The sequence below is a fragment of the Gemmatimonas sp. genome (genome assembly GCF_036405635.1).
Lineage (GTDB): Bacteria > Gemmatimonadota > Gemmatimonadetes > Gemmatimonadales > Gemmatimonadaceae > Gemmatimonas.
In genome coordinates, this window is record NZ_DASWXE010000207.1 from 1 (window position 1) to 21,429 (window position 21,429).

Here is a 21,429-nt window from a genome sequence, read left to right on the forward strand (position 1 = left end):
CGAATGGAGCCGATTGACCCTGCCGCGCAGCGGGGGCAGGTTGCGGAGTATGACCGCCATGTCACGTCGTCGAAATCGGGTTCCCGGCATCCCTGAGATCATCGCGCATCGCGGCGCGTCGCGCGAGTGCCGGGAGAATACACTGCAGGCCTTCGCACGCGCACTGGCGCTCGGCGCGGATGGCATCGAGCTCGATGTACACGGTACCCGTGATGGTGTGCTCGTCGTGCATCACGATGCCGCCATTCGCTCGGCCGATGGACAACTCTCCCCGCCGATCGCCTCGCTCGAGGCCTCCGAGGTGGCGGCCCTCCGCCTCACGAGTGGTGATGCCATTCCCACGCTCGACGAGGTGTTCGCGCTGGTGGGCGATCAGGCCACGGTCTACGTCGAGGTGAAGGCGCCGCGCGTCGAGTCGATGGTGTCGTCGGTGATTGCCCGACACCCCCACGTCGCGGTCGCGGTGCACGCCTTCGACCATCGCATCCCGGTTGAGGTGCGTGCTCTCAGCCCGGGACTCGCCATCGGGCTGCTGAGCGCGTCGTATCCACTCGACGTGCGCTCGGTGCTGCTGCCCGCTGCCGCAGAGGCCTGGTGGCAGCACCAGGAGCTGATCGACGAAGCGATGGTGCATGATGTCCATGCCGCCGGCGTGCGGCTGATCGCCTGGACGGAAAACAGCGCGCCCCACGCGCGCCTGCTGGCGTCGTGGGGCGTCGATGCCCTGTGTACGGACATTCCGGGTGAAATCCGGATTGCCGTGGAAGGGCAGTAGTGAAGCGCTACATGGGCGAGCCGTAACCGCCGTTCTGTTGATCAGTGGTTGGCGGTGGTGACGAAGGCGCTGCGGGTTCCGCGGCGGGAGTCTGCACTACTGGCTCGCCCGCGGACGCGGCTGCTGCGGCCTTGGCGTTCGCCAGATCCGTCTCCATGCGACGCGCTTCGGCGTCCTTGGCACGCAGGGAATCCATTAGCCGGGTGCGCGCTTCGGCATCGAGTTCGCTACCCGCCTCGAGTGCACGGAACACGGCGTAACCGAGCGCTTCGGCGGCCTTGTCGGCCTGCTCCCGTGCGCGATAGGCATCGAGGCGCAGCTTGCCCTCGTCGAAGACGTCCTGCGCCGCCTTGCCGGCCTTGTCGATCCCCTGCTTGACCTTGTCCCAGAGCGCCATGGCTCGAACCCTCGAAAGTTCGCGTGAAGGAAGACTCGGTGGTCCCTACGGTGGGTGGGCCGCCAAAGTTGCGGGGCTCAGTGCCCGGAAACACAAAAGGCAGGCGCACCGAAGTGCCCTGCCCTCTGTCTTGCGGAGCGGACGGGCTTACGCCTCGACCACTTCCTCGATCTCGACTTCCACGTACTCGACGGGGACGACGTTGACCTTGTAGGCCTTCTTGCTCTTGTGGGCGAACTGCACGACGCCGTCGACGAGCGAGTAGATCGTGTAGTCGGTGCCCATGCCCACGTTCGAGCCCGGGTGCCACTTGGTGCCGCACTGACGCAGGATGATGTTGCCAGCCGTCACGAACTCACCGCCGTACTTCTTGATTCCCCGGTACTTTGGGTTGGAATCGCGGCCGTTGCGTGAGGAGCCGACGCCCTTCTTATGTGCCATGACGAATAACTCCTAATAGGGGCAGCGCGCCGGAGGGGCGCACCGCCGGCGCTCAGCCGAGGGTGATGTCCTTGATGCGGACTTCCGTGAACTTCTGCCGGTGACCCTGCTTGCGGGCGTAGTTCTTCCGGCGCTTGAACTTGAAGACAATGATCTTGTCATCGAGGCCATGCTTCACGATCTCGGCGGTGACCTTCGCGCCGGAAAGCGTGGGCACGCCCAGGCGGACCTGCTTGCCGTCGGAGCCAAGGAGGACGTCGTTGAATTCGACGGCCGTGCCGGCTTCGCCCAACAGCGAGGGGATCCGAAGGCTCTTGCCCGGCTCAGCGCGGAACTGCTTGCCGCCGGTGCGGATGATCGCGTAGCTCATGGTTCTGTCCAAGTGATATCGTTCCAAACGTAGCCTAGAAGCTTACGTGCATGAGGGTTACCTGTCAACGGCCTCGGCACGTCTGCGCCACGCCTTAGGCCAGTGCGTATTGCTGGGTCACGTCGCGCTGGGCACCGCGCATCACCAGCTTGATCTCGTCCGGCTTGAGTAGCGGGTCGTCCCGCAGCTCCAGCGAGAAGCCGGCCATCTTCTCCAGGCGCTTCATGAAATCGTGCTCCTGCTCGAGCACGTGCAGGGCCACTTCGGGGTGCAACCGCAGCACCACCGGCTCCTTGCGGCCCTCGGCGGCCATGCGGCGCACGGCTCGCTCGGTGCGGCGGACGATGGTCTCCGGTGTGAACACTCGCCCGGTGCCGCTGCACGTGGGGCAGCCTTCGGTCATGCTGTGCCAGTGGCTCTGGCGCACGCGCTGACGCGTCATCTCCACCAGGCCAAGGTCGGATACAGCAAAGGCCTTGGTACGCGCCCGGTCGCGGCCCAGATGGGTGCGCAATTCATGCAGCACCTTGTCGCGATTCCCCTGCGTCTCCATGTCGATGAAGTCGCAGACGATGATACCGCCCACATCCCGCAACCGGAGCTGGCGGGCAATCTCGCGCGCGGCTTCGGTGTTGGTCTTGAGGATGGTCTTCTCGGGGTCCCGCTTGCCGGTGTAGCGACCCGAGTTCACGTCGATCGACACCAGGGCTTCGGTGGGCTCGAAGATGAGATAGCCCCCGCTGGGCAGGTCGCAGCGCCGCTTGAAGAGATCGCGGATTTCCGTCTCGATCCCCTCCTTGTCGAACAGCGGGACGTTCTCCTCGTACAGCTTGACCCGCTCCACGAGTTCGGGGGCGATGCCCTGCAGATACTCGGTGATCTCGTTGTAGACCTGCTTCGAGTCCACCGTGACCCGCTCCACCTTGGCGCTGAACAGGTCACGCACGAGGCCGCGCGTGACGTTGGTCTCGCGATGCACCAGCGACGGGGCCCGGGTGAACTGGGTCTTCCGCTTGATGCGCTTCCAGTTGTTGATGAGCGTGTGGAGTTCCCGCTCGAAGGTTTCCTTCGTGGCGTCTTCCGAGACGGTGCGCACGATGACGCCGCCGGCGTCGTCGGGGAGCATCTCGCCCACCATGGCCCGCAGGCGCTGGCGTTCGGAGCGCTCATCGATCTTGCGGCTCACGCCCACCTTGGACGCAAACGGCATGTAGACCAGGAACCGGCCCGCCAGTGAGACCTGCGCCGTGACGCGGGGTCCCTTGGTGGAGATGGGTTCCTTGGTGATCTGGACCAGGATCTCCTGGCCGCGCTTGAGGAGGTCCTGAATGGGGCGGACTTCGCGGCGGCCACGTCGGCCACCGCCACCGCCCGACTCTTCACCAGACTCATCCTCGTCGTCGTCATCGTCGTCGGACACTTGGGCGTCCTCGACCACGACGTCGGCCGCGTGCAGAAACGCGGACTTTTCTGTGCCGATGTTGACGAAGGCGGCCTGAATACCGGGCAGCACCGCTTCGACCTTCCCCAGATAGACGTCACCCACCATGCGGCGGGCGTCGGGTCGGTCGACGAGCAGTTCCACCAGTTGGCCGTCCTCGATGATGGCGACGCGCGTCTCACGCGGCGTCGCATTCACCAAGATTTCTCGCTTCATTCAGTGCCTGTCGTACACACCGGCGGCAGCGACTCTGGGCGCCAGGGTGACGACGAAACAGGTGATCCAGCAGGGTGCCCACGCGCGCCGAATGGCCGCGCGATGGACGACGTCACAGGGCTCCCCCGGGTATGACCGATCGTTCGGGCGAACCGCGCCGGAGCCGCCGCCCGTTCCGTGTCGCACAATGTGCCACAGCGGAAAGCGCAGACTCCGGAATCCAACACGGTCGCCCGCGATCGACGCGCCCGCGAGCGCGCGAAAGCGCTGCCCACAAGCGTGTCATACGGCGGGACGTGTGGCTGGGTCGGGCGGTGGCACGTTGGCCACAGAAGAACTAACCGGCCGGCCCACACCACCAACGCAAACGGCCCGCGAGTCGCACGGACCGCCGGCGCCAGAAGCGACGGCTACGAAAACATCACTTATAGAGTACACATGGCCGAACGGGTCCCGCAATGCACGGCAGGCAACGAATGTTGCATGGCGCTGCATCGCAGGACCCGTTTTGCACGAGCCGACGACAGGAACGACCGGGCGGGCCCGGACACCGTCACGCGGCGGCGACTTACGCCATCAGGTCCTTCAGCAGGTGGCGGGCGATCACCAGACGCTGGATCTCGCTCGTGCCTTCGCCGATCTCGCAGATCTTCGCGTCACGCATGTAGCGCTCCACCGGATAGTCCTTGGTGTAGCCGTAGCCGCCATGCACCTGGATGGCCTTGATGGTGGCCTTCATCGCCACTTCGGAGCAGAAGAGCTTGGCCATCGCCGCTTCCTTGCTGAACGGGTGACCGTTCTGCGACAACCACGCCGCATGGTACATCAGATGACGGCCGGCCTCGATCTCCGTGGCCATATCGGAGAGCTGGAACTGCACACCCTGGAAATCGGCAATCGGCTTGCCGAACTGCTTGCGTACGCTGGCATACTTGAGTGATTCCTCGAGTGCGCCCTGCGCGATACCGATGGACAGCGCCGCGATGCCGATCCGTCCGGCATCGAGAGTCTTCATGAAGTTCGTGAAGCCAAGTCCTTCTGTACCAAGGAGATTCTCGGCGGGAACTTCCACGTTGTCGAACAGCAGTTCACGCGTGTCCGAGGCCCGCCAGCCCATCTTGTCTTCCTTCTTGCCGGCCGTGAAGCCCTTCATGTTGGGCAACGACGCGTCGTGACCAATGCCATGCACACGGCACGCTTCGAGGTCCACCGACTCCTTGGTGAGGATGAAGGACGAGATGCCCTTCGTGCCCTTCGACGGGTCGGTCACCGCCGTGACGACGAAGATCTCGCCAACACCGGCGTGCGTGATGAAGCGCTTGCTGCCGTTCAGGATGTACTTGTCACCCTGCTTCACCGCCGTCGTGCGCGTGCCACCGGCGTCACTGCCGGCCGCTTCCTCCGTGAGACCGAAGCCACCCAGCACCTTGCCGCTGGCCAGCAGCGGGACGTAACGCTGGATCTGCTCTGGCGTGCCGAACTTCACGATGGGCGAGGTACCCAGCGTGGTGTGCGCGCTGATCGTGATGGAGTGCGAAGCGCACACCTTGGCCAGCTCCTCGATCGAGATCATGAAGCTGATCGTGTCGAAGCCGGCGCCCCCGACATCTTCCGACCAGGGCACACCGAGCAGCCCGAGTTCGCCCATCTGCTTCACGTTCTCCCACGGGAACGTCGAAGCTTCGTCATGCGCCGCGGCCACAGGCGCGACGTGATCGCGCGCAAACGCGCGCACCATGTCACGAACGGCGAGGTGCTGTTCGGAGAAATACAGACTGTCGTGCATTGATGGACGGCGGGAAGGAGCGGAGGTCGGAAACGGTCACGTCAGAAGGCGGGACCGCGCGAGAGCCGATGGGCGGTGCCCCGCCCCGGCCGGAGACGCGGTGAGCCCGAGGCACCGATCGCACGCACCACACGGCGATCTCACCCCGGGATCTCCAAAATAGCGCAGCACAAACGCTCGGCGGCACTGCCGCGTCTGCGCATAGCGCTGCACAGCATCCAGCCTGGCCATGTCCGCCTGTCGGCGACGGGCCATCGCATTCCAATCCACCGGAAGCCACGACGCGTCCCGACTGCGTGGGTCCAGTCGAATACCACCCCCTCTACGTGCCCAGGTGAGGAACTGCTGCGCTTCGAGCCGTTGAAGGACAGGGATGATACCCATCGTCCCACCGAGTTTTGGCGATAGGCATTTCAGGTTGATAGCCGCTCCGGATTCCAGCCTGGCGCCCACGGCGCGCCAGAGCGCCCGCAGCACCTCCAGTTCCGGTGCCCTCTCCTCGCGGAGTTCGCGGCGAATGCGGACGGGGGCAGCCGTCAGCCGGACCCACACGTCATGCATGGAGGGGAGGACCTGTTCACAGGCGCCGGCACGGAGCAGCGCCCGCAGTGCGGCGCTGGCCCTCGGCTCACTGATTCGCCCCGGCGTACAGGCCGCGAGTGCACCGATCGGAAGCGACATCATGCCATCGTGGTCAGCATTCTCCCGCAGGGCCTGCCAGATACGCTCCACATCAGCACGCTCGGCATGCGTACTATTGATGAAATACTCGTGTGTGAATCGATCGGCGTAGTTGTGCAGCAGCACGCAGGTACTGGGCTGACCGTCGCGCCCCGCTCTTCCTGCCTCCTGATAGTACGACTCCAGTGTCCCGGGCATGCAGTGATGTACGACGACCCGGACATCGGGTTTGTCGATGCCCATGCCAAATGCACTGGTCGCAACGATCACGCGCGAGCGCTCTTCCATGAACGCGTCCTGGGCGCGCTGGCGGAGGCGGTCGTTGAGGCCGCCGTGATAGGCCGACGCTCTGATACCACCTCGCACCAGTACGGCGGTCACGCGTTCCACTGCCTTGCGCGTTGGGGTGTACACCACCGCAGCGCCGGGCGCGTCGCGCAGCCACGCGATGGCCGTGAGATCTTTCTCGCGTTGGGTGCGTGTGGGCACCACATGGTAGGTGAGGTTGGTGCGATCGAATCCGCCCACCACGACCTCGGGCTGGTGCAGCAGCAACTGGCGCGCGATGTCGTTTCGCACATCAGGTGTGGCGGTCGCCGTGAGCGCCACGGTTTGCGGAGACCCCAGCTGCTCCCGGATGTTGCCGATGCGTCGGTAGCTCGGACGAAAGTCGTGCCCCCATTCACTGATGCAGTGGGCTTCGTCGACGGCCAGCAGCGTGACTTCTATCGCACGCAATTGCTGCAGCGCGCGCCCGGCCTCCAGACGCTCCGGGGCGAGATAAAGCATGCGCAGCGAGCCGTCGCGCGCGCGCGCCATGCGATTGGCCACCTCCTCCGCCGACAGCGTGCTGTTGATGTACGCGGCGTCGATGCCCTTTCGGCCCAACGTCTCCACTTGGTCCTTCATAAGGCTGATCAGTGGAGACACCACGATGGTCAGCCCGCCGCGCACAAGCGCCGGCACCTGAAAACACAGCGACTTGCCGCCACCCGTGGGCAGCACAATCAGGGCATCTCGACCCGACAGTACGGCTTCAACGGCACGAATCTGCGGCGGCCGGAAGTCGGGATACCCGAAATACTGGAGGAGCGTGGCGCGCGCCTGCTCCAGGGTGCCGAACGGCGGTCGATGGAGTGGGGCATTCGACATGCCCCACAGTGATGTATCCCGACTACTTGTGTGTCATCCATCCGACGCGCGCATGATCATTAATGCGCATCGCTGGCAGGTCGTCGTACTCAGACCGCCCGGACGAAATGCCCCCGCGTAAACGCACCGTCGAGCAGCGCGCGTGACGCGCTGGCTGGTGTCGGCTCGCGATTGACCAGCGCATCGAGCGTCGTGCGGTAGGCACGCACCAACTGCTGCACCGGGTCCCCCGCCACGTTGAACACCATCTGATAGCCCCGGATGCCCTGCGCCCACAGCGCTGGCAGGAACTCCGACCCATCGATCGGGCGCGAGTGCAGCAAACGATTGCGACAGGCGCTGTCGGTGGCCACGCCGAACGTGTAGCCCGCCGGATCAGTCAGCGACACCTGCGTGTGCTTCTGCACGCACAGATCTCGGCAGGTGGTTGCGACGCGATCAAACGCAGCGCTCAGCACGCAGTGCTCGATCGTCATGCCTTCGGGACGTCCGTACACCAGCACGTCGAAGCCGCCGCCGCCCCACGGCGCACCGAGGGCCTGCAGCTCTTCGACCGTGAGTTCGATCGATGCGACGAGACGCGACGCACCCACCTCGAACATCATGGCCGCGGTGTGTTCGTTGAAGACATTGATGGCATAGTCGGCAATGACATCGCGCTCACCACCAAACTCGCGAATGAGCCCGAGATGACCGCTCAGCAACGGCAGGCCGAGTGCGAGCCACGGCGCGATGGCCTTGCGATCTTCCGGGCGCACGATGGTGGGCGTGCGCAGGCGCAATCCAATGCCCTGCCCCGCCAACTCGTCGCGCAGCGCGAGCACGCGGCTGCGTGGTGGTGCGGGATGGCGAAGGAACGGATCGAACACCACCTCGGTCGCGCCACCCGCCGCGGCTTCACGCGCCGAATCCAGGTCGTACACGATCGCGCGCAGCGCGACCGGCCCCGACACATCTGCAGCAGGTCGTTCGACGGGTACCGTAGCCACCGCTTCCGCGATCTGTGCCAAACGCACGGCTTCATCGCTGCTGCGCGCCCATCCCAGCTGCTCCTGCAATTGCTCCACGGCATCCTGTCGAATGCGATTCAGTTCGCTCACGGGCAGGAAGAGGCCATCGCCGAGCCCTGACATGTCGATGGAGCCCAGCTTGAACGCAGTGCCACCCAGACGACCCAGCTGCTCTCGCACCTGCGTCATATCGAGCGATCGCTTGCTGGCGGGCGCGAGCGTGACTTCACCACGCACTGACACTTCGAGTTCACCAGCACGCCATACCGTCTTGAGCGGTCCACCGGCGTGACCAAAGCAGCGCACATCCACGCGAATGGCGCCGACGCGCTCCGGCATGGGCACGTTGGCGTACGATGCCTGCGCGTCGCTGAGCAAGCGCGCGTCACTGGTGCGCACCACGCGCCAGCCATTCGCCACGCGCGTCGTTCGCAGGCCGCTGCGCACGGAGATCACCTGACAATGCAACCCATCACGTGTGCCCATCGCGCGCACGCTCTGGACGGTACCGCCAATGTTGGCTGACGATGACGGATCGGGTGACTCGAAGCCGAGCCCATCGCCCACGGTAAGTGGACGGGACACCTCGACAACGAGGTCGTCGCCCTCCTGCCCAACCACGGTACCGAGCGTCAGGCCACGATTGTCCGGCTGGGTACGGGTGATGTACTCACGGCCCTGCCGTCCACCGTACATGCCGCCAGTGTTGCCGCGGCTGAAGATCTGCACCAACGGCTCGACTTCTTCGATCGTGGGCGCGCGGCCTTCTTCACCGCGGGCAATGCCATCGAGCCAGCCACGGTAGGCCTTGGTCACCGTCGCGACGTACTCCGGCTTCTTCTTGCGCCCCTCGACCTTGAGGCAACCCACACCGAGCTTGGCGATCTCTTCGAGGTGATCGTGCGCGGCGAGATCCTTGGTGCTGATGAGATAGCCGCTGTCGAGCGTTTCGCCCGTCAGCTCGTCATTGAGGGTGTAGTCTTTGCGGCACGACTGCGCGCACGAGCCACGATTGGCCGAGCGCTCGCTGATCATGCCGGACATGAAGCACTGTCCGGAATACGAGATGCACAGGGCGCCGTGCACAAACGTTTCGAGGCCGATGTCCGGCACCGCTTCGCGAATGGCGCGAATGTCTTCCAGTGTGTTCTCGCGGGCCAGCACCACGCGCTCGATCCCCATCTCCTGCATGACCAGCGCGCCGCCGGCGTCGTGCACCGTCATCTGCGTGCTGCCATGCACCTCCAGCTGCGGATACACCTGCTGGATCAGGCGCACCACACCCAGGTCCTGCACGATGGCTGCGTCGATACCGCGGTCGATGCACTCGCCCAGGTAGACCAGTGCCTCGGTCAGCTCGTGCGGCTTGATGAGCACATTGAACGTCAGGTAGACCCGCACGCCCCGCGCGTGGGCAATGGCACAGGCCTGACCGAGCTCATCCAGCGAGAGCTGGGCCCCCTCGTCACGGGCGTTGTACATGGACGCCCCGAGGTACACGGCATTCGCCCCATTGGCGACGGCGGCGCGGACGGCATCGAGCGTGCCGGCGGGGGCGAGAAGTTCGGGAACGTGACGACGGGACATCCCCGATAATCTAGCGGGTCCCGGCCCACCGTTGGACCGGGACCCGCCACGGACTGTCACACACCCGTCTGAGGACAACCTTACGGCTGCCTGGGCTTGTAGAACCGCAGCAACAGCGCCGAGGCCACCATGACGATGCCCACCCAGCGCAGCCACTCCAGCCCCGTGCGCTGCGCCACGACGAAGGCGATCGCGCCCACCAGCACCAGGGCGATGCGCAGTCGGAGGATCACGCGAAGGCCGGCAGGCCAGCGGCCGTGGCTTCGGCGTCCGGTACGTCGATCACCATACGAAGCAACGCCGTGGAGAACACCTTGCCCTGCGCGTCGGTCTTGAGCGACAACGTGCCGCCGCCGTCGAGCGCGCCATGCAACAGGAAATTCAGCGCCATCAGGTTGGGCAGTTCGAAACGCACCACGTCGCCCGTGATATGGCCCGTGAAGTGCTTCGCCACCGCGTCTTTGGTGACGTACTTGTCGAGCACCGCGTACCACTCGGGCTTGAGCGCGATGACACCAACGTTGGCCGTGTCGCCCTTGTCGCCGCTGCGGGCGTGGGCAATGTCGAGAAGTCGGACTCGCATGCGATTACTCCACGATGGCAACGGAGGTGGACACGGCGCGCTTGTCGAGCAGCGCGGGCCAGTAGGCCACGATCTCTTCAACCTTGGGGCGGCCACCGGCAAAACCGGTGACACTCGGCGGGCCATTCAGCACCAGCGGCACGATCTCGCGCGCGAAGCGCTCCACGGCTGCCTTGTCACCACCGCGCACACCAATGCGATACTGCACTTCCGGCGCGCTGCGGCCGTCGCCGGCCAGCGAACCATGCGTCGACGTGGCGCCCACGAACTCGCTGAGCACCTGGTCGAACTTGAGACCCAAGCGGTCGAGGCGTTCGCGCAGCACACGGTCGGCGAGTTCAGCCTTTTCCATCGCGTCCGGCCAGCCGTACACCAGCGTGCCCACGGCCTTGTAGCCCGAGCGGTAGGCGATGGAGACCTTGAGGAACGGCGTTGGCGCGCCACCCGTGATGCCATGCACGCGCACACGGTTCTCGCCGTCGGCCTGCAGACGGATGCTGGTGAAGTCGGCCACCACGTCGGGCGTGATGTACGAGTTCGGATCGCCCATTTCGTACACCAGCTGCTCGGTCACGCTCGGCACGTTCACACGGCCACCGGTACCGGCATGCTTGGTGATCACGAACGACCCGTCGGCGTTGGCTTCCGCAATCGGATAGCCGACGTTGGCGAGGTCTGGAATGTTGCGCCAGTCGTACAGGCAGTTGCCACCCGAGCTCTGTGCGCCGCACTCGAGGATGTGCCCTGCCACGATGCCAGAGGCGAGCTTGTCCCAGTCATCGGCCGCCCAGCCGAACTCGTGACGCAGCGGCGCCATGGTGAGCGCCGTGTCGGTGCTGCGGCCGGTGACGACCACATTCGCACCCTTCTGCAGCGCTTCGACGATCGGCGCGGAGCCGATGTAGGCGTTGGCCGAGAGCACGCGGTCGCGGATCGTCGAGAGCGGCTCGTCGGTGTCCATGTTGCGCAGTTCATGACCGGCGGCCATGAGCTCATCGAGGCGATGCAGGATGTCGTCACCCGTCACCACACCGATGCGGATCTTGCCACGCACGCCGTGCTTGCTCGCCGCTTCCAGCACCGCGTCGGCGCAGGCCGTCGGGTTCACACCGCCGGCATTGGCGATGACCTTCACGCCGCGCTCGGCGACGGCCGGGAACACGCTCTCCATGGCGCCGACGAAGTCACGCGCGTAACCCATGCGGGGATCGCGTTCCTTCTGCTTCTGCACGATGGACATCGTGACTTCGGCGAGGTAGTCGAGCATGAGGTAGTCGACCTGTCCGCCTTCGACCTGACGGCGCGGGGCTTCGAGCCAATCGCCCCAGAAGCCCTGGCCGCTGGCCACGCGCACCACGCGGCCCTTCGATTCCTGCGACATCACTGCGCTCCGAATGTTGGCATCGTCGGCAGCACGAAGGCGCCGAGATGCGGTCCAGGGTTCTGCGACGCCGCGCGAAGCGCGAGCGCCAGCATGCTGCGAGTGTCTTCGGGATACACGATGGTGTCGACAAAGCCGCGCGCGGCGGCGTAGCGAGCATCGAGCTGCGTCTCGTAGTCCGCCCGCATGGTGGCAGCGGCTTCGAGCACTTCGGGAGACGGCGAGGTACCGGCCTTTTTGGCGGCGTCGAGCGCCGGACCGTGTACGGCCTGCACCGCGGCCTCCCCTTCCATGACCGCCATGCGTCCGGTCGGCCAGGAGAAGATGAAATCGGGATCGAAACCCTGTCCCGCCATCGCGTAGTAGCCGGCGCCACTCGCGTGGTTCACGGTGAGCACGATCTTCGGCACGCGGGCACACGCCATCGCTTCGACAAAGTGCGCGCCGGCGCGGATGATGCCTTCGTGTTCGGCTTCGGGGCCGACCATGAAGCCGGACACGTCCTGCACGAAGATGATCGGGATGCCCTGCTTGTCGCAGCGCTCGATGAAGTACGCGACCTTTTCCGCGCTCTCAGCGTAGATGATGCCGCCAAAACGCGGCTTCTCACCGAGGCGGCCTTTGATCAGGCCGCGCTGGTTGGCGATGATGCCTACGGGAATGCCTTCGATACGCGCATCGCCGCAGATCATTTCCTTGGCGAGGTTGCCCTGGAACTCGTCGAGCTTGCCCTCGTCGAGCACGGCGCGTAGCAGTGCATGCATGTCGTACTGCATGCGATGATCGGCGGGCAGCAGGTCATACAACGTGGAGGGCGGCTCTGCGGGCGGACGCCACGCGGCCTGCGGTGGCGTGTTCGGACGCGGCAGACGCGCCACGAGTTCACGCAGCTTGGCGAGGCACGCCGCATCATCGTCGAGCGCATAGTGCGCGACGCCGCTCACTTCGGTGTGCGTGATGGCACCGCCGAGCGTTTCGCCATCGATGGACTGACCAGTGGCGCCCTTCACGAGGTTGGGGCCGCCGAGTCCCATGAAGGACGTTCCCTTCACCATCAGGATGACGTCGCTGAGCGCCGGCAGGTAGGCACCACCCGCCACGCACTGTCCCATCACGGCCGCGAGCTGCGGGATCCGCAGGTAGCGACGCATGATCGAGTTGTAGTAGAAAATGCGCGCCGCACCGTACTGCCCCGGGAACACACCACCCTGATACGGCAGGTTCACGCCTGCCGAGTCGACGAGATAGACGATGGGGATACGGCAGCGCATGGCGACTTCCTGCGCGCGCAGAATCTTCGTGATCGTCTCGGGCCACCACGAGCCGGCTTTCACCGTGGCGTCGTTGGCGACGACGACCACTTCACGACCATCGACGATGGCGATACCCGTGATCACCCCGGCGCCGGGGGCCTGGCCCTCATAGCGATCGTGCGCGATCAGGAGGCCGATTTCGAGGAACGGAGTGCCGGGATCGGCGAGCTGTTCGACACGTTCACGTGCCGTGAGCTTTCCCTGCTTGTGCTGTTTTTCGATCTTGTCGGGCCCACCGCCTTGGCGGAGCTGGGCTTCCAGCGCGCGGAGTTCATCGGCGAGCCGGCGCAGACGGCCGCTCACGAGATCTGCTGCTCGCGGGCCGCAAACCAGGTGCGGATGTAGTCCACGAGATCCTGCGTGCTGGTACCGGGGCCGAACAGGCGTGCAATGCCCTGAGCGTTGAGCGCGTCCATGTCCTCTTTGGGAATAATGCCACCACCGGTGAGGAGGATGTCCTCACGCCCTGCCTCGAGCAGCAGGGCACGCACACGCGGAAACAGCGTCATGTGTGCGCCGGAAAGGATCGACAGACCCACGACGTCCACGTCTTCCTGGACGGCGGCCGTGGCGATCATCTCGGGAGTCTGATGCAGGCCGGTGTAGATCACTTCCATGCCGGCATCGCGAAGGGCAGCGGCGACTACCTTGGCGCCGCGATCATGCCCATCGAGGCCCGGCTTGGCCACCAGCACACGGATCGGTCGAGTCATCGGTTGGCTTGCAGGGTGGGACCCGGAGACGGGATTTTCTTGTTCCGGTCGTACGAAGGCCGCACCCAGGAAACCCCGGGACAGCCTTCCAACTTACTCAACCTTCCTTACGCGCCACCAGCAGCATTTCGCTCGAAGTGCGGCTGAGCGGGCGGTCGGCCCAGCTGTCGAAGGCCTGTTCCACGACGAGGCCCACGTCACGCATCCGGCTCGCCAGTTCAGAGGCGGTATACAGCCTGATACGGTGCGTCCGCTCTCCCTCACCACTCGGCCCACGCCATGTGGAGGTGATCTCGAGAAAGCCCGACAGTGGATCGAAGCTGCGTTCCTGCCCGAACATTGTGCCGTCGGCCGTGCTCCACCAATCCCGCGTGAGGAACTTGGCCATCACGCCGTCGCGGGCACCGCCATGCCAGATCAGCACCCCACCGGGCTTGAGGACCCGGGCGAACTGCTCCAGCACGCGCAGATCGTCCTGTGGCGTGTCAAAGAATCCGAACGATGTGAACAAGTTGACCACGGCGTCGAACCGTCCGGTCCAGCGCGCGGGCAGCTTGCGCATGTCGCCCTGTGTGTAGCGCAGGGTGCGGCCCGTGCCCCGCTTTCGGGCGACGTCGAGCAGCGCATCGGAGTAGTCGAGGCCGTCGACATCGAAGCCCGCCTCGGCCAGCAGGTGCGCATGCCGCCCCTGTCCGCATGGACAGTCGAGAATGCGCGCTCCGGATGGCAGCGCCAGCACTTCAAGGAGACGCGCAACTTCTCGGCGATCCTGGACGAGATCGAACAGCGGTTCGTATTCGTGCAGATACTGCGCATCAAAATGCGTTTGCCACCAGGCGCCGGCCGGCTTGGCTTTCGCGGCAGACTGCGGAGCGGACACGATCTTCCTCGGGCGTGTCATGTGATCACGTCTCCCTGTGTCGAAGGCAATGGCGAGAAACTCGGGTCCGTGAGCAACGACGCGCTCTGGGCGCGTAGCGCGTCGGCCACCGCGAACGGCACCAGCGTACCATCCTCGAGGCCATCGAGCTGTGCATCGAGCCACTGCAACGTGGCGGCATCGCGCCAAAGGCGCTGACGGATCTGTTGCTCGACCACTTCCATCACACGCTCGCGCAGGCGCAAACGGCGACGCACGCGCAACTCACCGCTCTCTTCGAGATAGCGGGCGTGGCGATCGAGCGCCTCCACCACCTCGGTGATGCCCTGGTTCTGCGCAGCGATGGTGCCGAGCACGGGAGGCGTCCAGCCATCGGAGTGAGCGCTGTGGGCGGCGGCCTTCACGGGACGCGCATGCCCCGCCCGGAGGCCGAGCATGAGTTCGATATCGTGGCGCAACCGATCGGCGCCCGGACGGTCGGCCTTGTTCACGGTGAACACGTCAGCGATTTCCATGACACCTGCCTTCAGCGTCTGGATGGAATCACCAGACTCCGGCACCAACACCACGAGCGTGGAGTCTGCAGCGCGAGCGACATCGAGTTCGCTCTGCCCCACGCCGACGGTTTCCAGCAGGATGACATCCATGCCAAAACCATCCAGTACGTCGCACACTTCGCGCGTGGCCGTGGCGAGGCCGCCCAATGATCCCCGCGTGGCCATGGAGCGGATGAACACACCCTCGTCGAGCGCGACTTCCTCCATGCGAATGCGATCGCCGAGCAGCGCACCACCGGTGAACGGTGACGTCGGGTCGACAGCGACAATACCCACGCGGAGCCCACGCTCGCGATAGGTGCGCGTCAGTCGCGTGGTGATCGTGCTCTTGCCGGCGCCCGGTGGGCCCGTGATGCCGATACGGCGCGCGCGTCCGATGAGCGCATGTTGTGCGGCGAGAATCTGCTCGAAGCCCGGGCGATGATTCTCCACGATGCTGACGGCCCGTGCGAGGGCGGCCGGTTTGCCTGCGCGAAACTGCTCCAGCAGGCGTGCAATGGCCGAATCAGTCGCCACTGTCGTCATGACTCTCATCGTGTTCATCCCGAATATCTCCCACCAACTCCTCGAGCATATCCTCGAGCGTGACCATGCCGATCGTGTGTGGCGCGTCGGCGCTGCCCTCCTGCACCATCGCGAGCTGACGACGGGCTCGCAGCAGTTCGAAGAGCAATTCGTTGGCCGGTCGATCCGCCATCGTGCGGGTCACCGGCAACAGCGGCGGCAGCGACTCGCCGCGCCGCTTGAAGATGTCCATCACGTGCACCATGCCGACGATCTGGTCGGGACGATCGCGATACACGGGCACACGGCTGTATCCGGACTGCGATACCCGACGCGCCAGATCATCCGGAGCGAGTCCATCCGGAATCGAGAACAGTTCACTCAGCGGGCGCATCACATCGCGCACGGTCTTGTCGCCGAACTGCATCACGCCGGAAATGATCGCCATCTCCTCCGTCGTGCTGATGTCGTCGAAGGCGCCGTCGCGCAGCAGTTCTTCCAGTCCATCACGCGCATCGTCCTCCTGCGTGGCGGCACGCGATGGCGAGACCAACCGGCGCACGGCACTGGCGATGGCGTGAAATGGGGCCAGCGCGAGATCCACTCCACGCAGCAGCGGCACCATGACCGGCACCAGACGCGGTGCCCATCGACGTCCTGCGGCACGCGGCAGCAACTGCCCAAACACGAGCAGCAGTACGAGAAACAGCGCCACGTCGGCGACGAACTTCCAGGCGCGCAGGCCATCGGCCATGGCGATCAGTGCGCCGGTGGTGAACACCACCAGCATGCCCGCCGTGCCCGCCGCATGTACCAGACGCGTGGGGCGCTCGAGATACCGCGCCATCGCGCCCACACCACCAGCGCGATGTTCAATCCAGTGGCGCAGCCACAGCCGGCTGACGGTACGCACGGCCGTCGCGCCCAGCGTGAGTACCGCCATCGCGCCGACGGCCAGAAACATCAGCAGCCCGGTCATGAATGGGCCTCCGACTCGGCATCGCTATCATCCACGTCGGGCACCCGTTCGAGAAACACCCGCTCGATCTTGCGGCGCACCACGCGCTCCACGATGGCACGGAAGGGGCCGATGGCCAGCGACTCGCCGGCGCGCGGGACGCGGCCAAGCAACTCGAGGATCAGACCACCCACCGTCGACACGTCGTCACGCGCGAAATCATAGCCGAGTGCTTCGGAGAGATCGTCGAGCGTGAGGCGGCCGGAGACCCAGTAACGCGCGCCTTCCTCGCTTTCGACCAGCCGTTCTTCCTCGTCGTACTCGTCGCGAATTTCGCCGACCAGTTCTTCGAGGACGTCTTCGATGGTCACGAGTCCTGCGGTGCCACCATACTCGTCGGCGACGATGGCGATATGGCGTCGTGCCTGCCGGAACTCGCGCAGCAGGTCGGCAATACGCTTCGACGCCGGAATGAACACCGGCGTGCGCATCACCGAGGTCCAACCCTCTGCCGGTTCCTCGTCGGCCAATACGGCGGGCAGGATATCCTTCACGTACAGAATGCCCACGATCTCATCGATCGTGCCTTCGTACACGGGGATGCGCGAATGCTGCGCACTGCGAATGCGGTCGAGCATTTCCGACCATGGAGTTTCCCGCTCGACACCGGTGATGTCGACCCGCGGCACCATCACTTCTTCTGCCGTGGTCTCGCCGAAGTCGAACACACCAAGCAGCAATTCGCGCTCGTCGCGCGATACGTCGGCTTCGGTGGTCACGACATCGCGGAACTGCGCGGCGGCTTCTTCGCGTCGTTCGTGGGTGGCGTCGGCTTCCGGCACAATTTCGGCGAACAGGCCATCGAGCCAGTCACCCAGCAGGACCACCGGCCGCAGCACCGCTTCGATGACGCGGGTGACACCGGCGAGGCGCACCGAGGCGTTGGCGCCAAGCGTATCACCCACGACACGGGCAATGCTTTCGGCGAGCAGCACCGTGGCCAAGCCCAGGAACACCACCGAGAGAGCCGTCCCGATGGTGGGTTGTTCGATGAGATCGAGAGCGACCGCGATGCCGCTTCCGGCGGCGAGATGCCCGATGACGCGGGCGAAGGCGAGCGCGCGGTGGGTGCGCTCACGGGCCGTGACACTGCGATGGCCATTTGCGGCATTGGGCGTCAGAGACGCCGTGTCCACCCCGTCGGGACGGTCACTCAGATGCGCCGGGAGCGGCAGGTCGGAGAGCAATGCTCCGTCTGCGATCGCGGCGAGTGCTGCCAGGGCAGCGCCCGCTCCTGCCAATCCCCACGCGACGATACTCATATACGCGGGGACGGAGGCATCCAGAAGCGCTCGATGAGCTGCTCCTGGCGGCGCCACATCGGCGACGTCGTGCGCGCGTCGTCTTCGGGATGCTCCCAGCCACAGGCGTGCAGCGTACCGTGCACCACCAAGCGGGCCAGCTCTTCACGAATGCCCACACCGTGTTCAGCGGCCTGCTTTCGCGCCACGTCCGGGCAGATGTAGATGTCGCCGATCACCGTGCCATCGGGACCACTGCCCAGCGCGAACGTGATCACATCGGTGGGACCTGTATGGCCCAGGTGCTTGCGATTGAGTGCGGCCATCGCGCGTGACGTGACGAACGTGATGGACAGCATCGCGCGCGCCACCTTGCCGGCGCGCAGCACCTGTCTTGACAGCTCCGCGAGGCGCGCCGTGGCCACGGGAATGCGCACACCATCGCACTCGACCGCGACGGCGCGCGGATCGGGCTTGGGCGCGTCACCCGTGCGCGAACTTCGGGCGGGTGTCATCAGCCGCCCGCCGCGTCTTCGTTGTACGCACGGATGATGTCGCGCACGAGACGATGACGGACGACGTCGGCGTCGGTGAAGTAGTGGAACGAGATGCCCTCGATGCCATGCAGAATACGTTCGATCTGCATGAGTCCCGAGTCCTCGCGCCGCGGCAGGTCCACCTGCGTCTTGTCGCCGGTGATGACGATCTTCGAGTTCACGCCAAGGCGTGTGAGGAACATCTTCATCTGCATGCCGGTGGCGTTCTGCGCTTCGTCGAGGATGACGAAGGAGTCACCGAGCGTGCGGCCGCGCATGAAGGCGAGCGGCGCCACTTCGATGGTGCGCGTCTCGATCAGCTTCTGGATGCGCTCGACCGGGATGAGGTCATCGAGGGCGTCGTACAGCGGCCGCAAATACGGATCGACCTTGGCCTGCATGTCGCCGGGCAGGAAGCCCAGGCTTTCGCCGGCTTCGACGGCCGGCCGTGCGAGCACGATACGCCGCACGCGCTTGCGCATCAGGGCATCAACGGCGGCGGCGACGGCGAGATACGTCTTGCCCGTACCCGCCGGGCCAATGCCGATCACGATATCGTGTTCGGCGATCTTCTTGAGATATTCCGCCTGCCCCGGTGTCTTGGGCTGCACCCCGCGGCGCGCGCCCGGCAACACCAGCGAGCCGTTGGTGGCGCCCGGCGCATCGGCCGGCCGCTCAATGAGCGAGAGGCGCAACACGTCGTCGGCGGTTACCGATTTGCCGTCGCGCACCATGGCGACCATCGCCGCGGCCACACCTTCGGCGCGGGCGATCGCTTCGGCGTCGCCGGTCAGCGAGAGATGGTCACCTCGCAGAGCCACGCGCACGCCGGTGGCGCGCCCAAGCTCGACGAGGTTGCCGTCGTTCACGCCGGCCAGCAGCTGCTGGTCGGCGCCTTCGACGGAAATGCGAGCGGTTGCGGTCGTCTCTGCCGCACGCTCACTCCGGGGTTCGGTCATCAGGCGCCTTCGCCGCGCACGGCGATATGCAGTTCCTTGAGGTCATTCGCCGGAACGGCCACGGGCGCGCCTTCGAACAACGAGCGTGCGGCGGTGGTCTTCGGGAATGCGATCACGTCGCGCAGCGAGGTGGCGCCGGAGAGCAGCATGGCGATACGGTCGAAACCGAACGCGATGCCACCATGCGGCGGAGCGCCCGCGCGCAGGCCTTCGAGCAGGAAGCCGAAGCGACGTTCCTGCTCTTCGGTGTCACCGATGCCGAGCAGGCCAAACATGCGCGACTGCACGGCGGGATCGCTGGTGCGGATGCTGCCACCACCGAGCTCGGTGCCATTGAGCACGACGTCGTAGGCCAGCGCGCGCCAGCGTGCCGGCTCGTCGGGATAGGCCTGCATGTCTTCGGGATGCGGAGCCGTGAACGGATGGTGCACGGCGGCGAGCGCACCCGTCACCGGGTCCTGCTCGAACATCGGGAAGTCCATCACGAGCAGGAAACGCTGGGCCTTGTCATCGACGATCTCAAGCCGGCGTGCGCATTCCTGACGCACGCGATCGAGCGCGGGATTGCTGACGTGGTCGGCCGCTGCCACGAAGAGCGCCAGATCGCCATCGGCCAGCGCGAAGGCGGCCTGCGCATCGTCGGTGAGGAACTTGGCCAACGGGCCATCGTACGCGCCGTCTGCCTTGCGCAGGCGCAGCAATCCGCCGGCGCCAGCACCCTTGGCCAGTGCTTCCAGCTCGTCCACCTGCTTACGGCTCCATGCGGCACCACCGGGCACCACCAGACCGCGCACGCGCGCGCCCGACGCCAGTGCTGTCTTGGTCACGGCAAAGTCGAGCCCCGCGAACACCGCGCTGTAGTCGCGCAGCACGAGGCCATAGCGCAGATCGGGGCGATCGCAGCCGTACTGTTCCATCGCATCGGCATAGCTCATGCGATCGAACTGCGCAGGAATGTCATGACCCGCTTCCTTCCACAGCGCACCGATGAGACCCTGCGCCATCGTGAGGATGTCCTCGCGCTCGATGAACGAGGCCTCGATGTCGATCTGCGTGAACTCGGGCTGACGGTCTGCACGCAGGTCTTCGTCGCGGAAGCAGCGCGCGATCTGGAAGTAGCGATCGTAGCCGCAGCACATGAACAGCTGCTTGTAGATCTGCGGCGACTGTGGCAATGCGTAGAACTCACCCGGATGCACACGACTCGGCACGAGATAGTCGCGTGCGCCTTCCGGTGTGGGCTTGGTGAGGATGGGTGTCTCGAGTTCGAGATACCCACGGTCGCTCAGGAAGCGGCGCGTCACCTGCATCAGCCGATGGCGCAGCACGAGGTTCTCCTGCAGCTCCGGGCGACGCAGGTCGAGATAGCGATGACGCAGGCGCAGCTCTTCGGCCGGCATCTTGTCACCGCGACCGCGGGCCACCGGCAGCGCGGGCGTCACGGCCGGCCCGACCACGCGAATGGACGTCACACGCACCTCGACTTCGCCGGTGCCCATATCGGGGTTCACGCGGTCGGCTTCACGCGCGACCACCTCGCCTTCGCAGAGCACAACCGATTCGACGCCGATCGCGGCGGCCGCGTGCTGCACTTCCGGCGCGGTCCACGCCGGACCAAAGGCCAGCTGCACCAATCCGGTGCGGTCGCGCAGGTCGATGAAGACCAATCCACCCAGATCGCGGCTGCGATGGACCCAGCCGCCCAGCCGTACAGTGCGCCCCACATCAGCCCGACGAAGGAGGCCGCAGGTATCGGTACGCAGCGACGTGGCCAACGCGGACGGTTCGGACGGATGCGACATCAGGGGCGAGACTCCAAAGGGGACGTGCCGAAGAAACGATGCAAACGTCGAAAGTTAAATGGGTTACGAGACGGGGGGTAGCAGTT

At 65.5% G+C, this 21,429-nt stretch carries 20 protein-coding genes; 1 reads left to right on the top strand and 19 read right to left on the bottom strand.

What is annotated here, in order from left to right; translation table 11 throughout:
• Window positions 1-58: 58 nt before the first annotated feature.
• Window positions 59-775: a glycerophosphodiester phosphodiesterase gene (locus tag VGE27_RS16305; protein ID WP_331050737.1), complete on the top strand. Its 717-nt coding sequence runs from the start codon at window positions 59-61 to the stop codon at window positions 773-775.
• Window positions 776-782: 7 nt separating this feature from the next.
• Here VGE27_RS16305 and VGE27_RS16310 read toward each other — a convergent pair whose 3' ends face one another.
• From VGE27_RS16310 to aspS, 19 genes are all read right to left on the bottom strand, one after another.
• A complete protein-coding gene (locus VGE27_RS16310) occupies window positions 783-1,172 on the bottom strand; it encodes a hypothetical protein (RefSeq protein ID WP_331050738.1) in 390 nt (129 codons plus the stop codon).
• Between the two features lie 147 nt (window positions 1,173-1,319).
• Complete coding sequence (rpmA, locus tag VGE27_RS16315) at window positions 1,320-1,613, bottom strand: 50S ribosomal protein L27 (RefSeq protein ID WP_012683187.1); 294 nt, start codon at window positions 1,611-1,613, stop codon at window positions 1,320-1,322.
• Between the two features lie 52 nt (window positions 1,614-1,665).
• Complete coding sequence (gene rplU, locus VGE27_RS16320) at window positions 1,666-1,983, bottom strand: 50S ribosomal protein L21 (protein WP_012683188.1); 318 nt, start codon at window positions 1,981-1,983, stop codon at window positions 1,666-1,668.
• A gap of 94 nt (window positions 1,984-2,077) precedes the next feature.
• Entirely contained in the window at window positions 2,078-3,640 is a 1,563-nt protein-coding gene (locus VGE27_RS16325; RefSeq protein WP_331050739.1) for an Rne/Rng family ribonuclease, read from the bottom strand.
• Between the two features lie 568 nt (window positions 3,641-4,208).
• Complete coding sequence (locus tag VGE27_RS16330; protein WP_331050740.1) at window positions 4,209-5,426, bottom strand: acyl-CoA dehydrogenase; 1,218 nt, start codon at window positions 5,424-5,426, stop codon at window positions 4,209-4,211.
• Between the two features lie 36 nt (window positions 5,427-5,462).
• Window positions 5,463-7,259, bottom strand: coding sequence for an ATP-dependent DNA helicase RecQ (locus VGE27_RS16335; RefSeq protein WP_331050741.1), 1,797 nt, complete (start codon window positions 7,257-7,259; stop codon window positions 5,463-5,465).
• Between the two features lie 89 nt (window positions 7,260-7,348).
• Window positions 7,349-9,856, bottom strand: coding sequence for a U32 family peptidase (locus tag VGE27_RS16340; protein WP_331050742.1), 2,508 nt, complete (start codon window positions 9,854-9,856; stop codon window positions 7,349-7,351).
• Window positions 9,857-9,936: 80 nt separating this feature from the next.
• Window positions 9,937-10,089, bottom strand: coding sequence for a hypothetical protein (locus VGE27_RS16345; RefSeq protein WP_331050743.1), 153 nt, complete (start codon window positions 10,087-10,089; stop codon window positions 9,937-9,939).
• Window positions 10,086-10,439: an AtuA-related protein gene (locus tag VGE27_RS16350; protein WP_331050744.1), complete on the bottom strand. Its 354-nt coding sequence runs from the start codon at window positions 10,437-10,439 to the stop codon at window positions 10,086-10,088. The genes VGE27_RS16345 and VGE27_RS16350 overlap by 4 nt, the downstream gene beginning before the upstream one ends.
• 4 nt (window positions 10,440-10,443) lie before the next feature.
• On the bottom strand, window positions 10,444-11,820 hold the full coding sequence (locus VGE27_RS16355) for an acyclic terpene utilization AtuA family protein (RefSeq protein WP_331050745.1): 1,377 nt from the start codon (window positions 11,818-11,820) through the stop codon (window positions 10,444-10,446).
• Window positions 11,820-13,436 (bottom strand): acyl-CoA carboxylase subunit beta, encoded by a 1,617-nt coding sequence (locus tag VGE27_RS16360; protein ID WP_331050746.1) that lies wholly within the window; start codon window positions 13,434-13,436, stop codon window positions 11,820-11,822. Before VGE27_RS16360 ends, VGE27_RS16355 begins: the two co-directional genes overlap by 1 nt.
• Window positions 13,433-13,846, bottom strand: coding sequence for a cobalamin B12-binding domain-containing protein (locus VGE27_RS16365; RefSeq protein ID WP_012683197.1), 414 nt, complete (start codon window positions 13,844-13,846; stop codon window positions 13,433-13,435). The genes VGE27_RS16360 and VGE27_RS16365 overlap by 4 nt, the downstream gene beginning before the upstream one ends.
• A gap of 97 nt (window positions 13,847-13,943) precedes the next feature.
• Window positions 13,944-14,747 (bottom strand): class I SAM-dependent methyltransferase, encoded by an 804-nt coding sequence (locus VGE27_RS16370; protein WP_331050747.1) that lies wholly within the window; start codon window positions 14,745-14,747, stop codon window positions 13,944-13,946.
• Window positions 14,744-15,808, bottom strand: a complete 1,065-nt coding sequence (gene meaB / locus VGE27_RS16375) for a methylmalonyl Co-A mutase-associated GTPase MeaB (RefSeq protein ID WP_331050748.1) — start codon at window positions 15,806-15,808, stop codon at window positions 14,744-14,746. The genes VGE27_RS16370 and meaB overlap by 4 nt, the downstream gene beginning before the upstream one ends.
• A complete protein-coding gene (locus VGE27_RS16380; RefSeq protein ID WP_331050749.1) occupies window positions 15,789-16,766 on the bottom strand; it encodes a CNNM domain-containing protein in 978 nt (325 codons plus the stop codon). The genes meaB and VGE27_RS16380 overlap by 20 nt, the downstream gene beginning before the upstream one ends.
• Entirely contained in the window at window positions 16,763-18,067 is a 1,305-nt protein-coding gene (locus VGE27_RS16385) for a hemolysin family protein (protein WP_331050750.1), read from the bottom strand. The genes VGE27_RS16380 and VGE27_RS16385 overlap by 4 nt, the downstream gene beginning before the upstream one ends.
• Window positions 18,064-18,561 carry an rRNA maturation RNase YbeY gene (gene ybeY / locus VGE27_RS16390; protein ID WP_331050751.1) on the bottom strand — a complete coding sequence of 166 codons (498 nt, stop codon included), beginning with the start codon at window positions 18,559-18,561 and terminating at the stop codon, window positions 18,064-18,066. The genes VGE27_RS16385 and ybeY overlap by 4 nt, the downstream gene beginning before the upstream one ends.
• The gene (locus VGE27_RS16395) at window positions 18,561-19,541 is read right to left on the bottom strand and encodes a PhoH family protein (protein ID WP_331050752.1); all 981 of its coding nucleotides are present in this window, start codon (window positions 19,539-19,541) and stop codon (window positions 18,561-18,563) included. Before VGE27_RS16395 ends, ybeY begins: the two co-directional genes overlap by 1 nt.
• Window positions 19,541-21,343: an aspartate--tRNA ligase gene (gene aspS / locus VGE27_RS16400; protein WP_331050753.1), complete on the bottom strand. Its 1,803-nt coding sequence runs from the start codon at window positions 21,341-21,343 to the stop codon at window positions 19,541-19,543. Before aspS ends, VGE27_RS16395 begins: the two co-directional genes overlap by 1 nt.
• Between the last annotated feature and the right edge of the window lie 86 nt (window positions 21,344-21,429).

Bases quoted from the DNA above. Each gene is read 5' to 3' on its own strand.
- VGE27_RS16305 (WP_331050737.1), top strand. From the start codon at position 59: ATGTCACGTCGTCGAAATCGGGTTCCCGGCATCCCTGAGATCATCGCG.
- VGE27_RS16310 (WP_331050738.1), bottom strand. From the start codon at position 1,172: ATGGCGCTCTGGGACAAGGTCAAGCAGGGGATCGACAAGGCCGGCAAG.
- rpmA (WP_012683187.1), bottom strand. From the start codon at position 1,613: ATGGCACATAAGAAGGGCGTCGGCTCCTCACGCAACGGCCGCGATTCC.
- rplU (WP_012683188.1), bottom strand. From the start codon at position 1,983: ATGAGCTACGCGATCATCCGCACCGGCGGCAAGCAGTTCCGCGCTGAG.
- VGE27_RS16325 (WP_331050739.1), bottom strand. From the start codon at position 3,640: ATGAAGCGAGAAATCTTGGTGAATGCGACGCCGCGTGAGACGCGCGTC.
- VGE27_RS16330 (WP_331050740.1), bottom strand. From the start codon at position 5,426: ATGCACGACAGTCTGTATTTCTCCGAACAGCACCTCGCCGTTCGTGAC.
- VGE27_RS16335 (WP_331050741.1), bottom strand. From the start codon at position 7,259: ATGTCGAATGCCCCACTCCATCGACCGCCGTTCGGCACCCTGGAGCAG.
- VGE27_RS16340 (WP_331050742.1), bottom strand. From the start codon at position 9,856: ATGTCCCGTCGTCACGTTCCCGAACTTCTCGCCCCCGCCGGCACGCTC.
- VGE27_RS16350 (WP_331050744.1), bottom strand. From the start codon at position 10,439: ATGCGAGTCCGACTTCTCGACATTGCCCACGCCCGCAGCGGCGACAAG.
- VGE27_RS16355 (WP_331050745.1), bottom strand. From the start codon at position 11,820: ATGTCGCAGGAATCGAAGGGCCGCGTGGTGCGCGTGGCCAGCGGCCAG.
- VGE27_RS16365 (WP_012683197.1), bottom strand. From the start codon at position 13,846: ATGACTCGACCGATCCGTGTGCTGGTGGCCAAGCCGGGCCTCGATGGG.
- VGE27_RS16370 (WP_331050747.1), bottom strand. From the start codon at position 14,747: ATGACACGCCCGAGGAAGATCGTGTCCGCTCCGCAGTCTGCCGCGAAA.
- meaB (WP_331050748.1), bottom strand. From the start codon at position 15,808: ATGACGACAGTGGCGACTGATTCGGCCATTGCACGCCTGCTGGAGCAG.
- VGE27_RS16380 (WP_331050749.1), bottom strand. From the start codon at position 16,766: ATGACCGGGCTGCTGATGTTTCTGGCCGTCGGCGCGATGGCGGTACTC.
- VGE27_RS16385 (WP_331050750.1), bottom strand. From the start codon at position 18,067: ATGAGTATCGTCGCGTGGGGATTGGCAGGAGCGGGCGCTGCCCTGGCA.
- ybeY (WP_331050751.1), bottom strand. From the start codon at position 18,561: ATGACACCCGCCCGAAGTTCGCGCACGGGTGACGCGCCCAAGCCCGAT.
- VGE27_RS16395 (WP_331050752.1), bottom strand. From the start codon at position 19,541: ATGACCGAACCCCGGAGTGAGCGTGCGGCAGAGACGACCGCAACCGCT.
- aspS (WP_331050753.1), bottom strand. From the start codon at position 21,343: ATGTCGCATCCGTCCGAACCGTCCGCGTTGGCCACGTCGCTGCGTACC.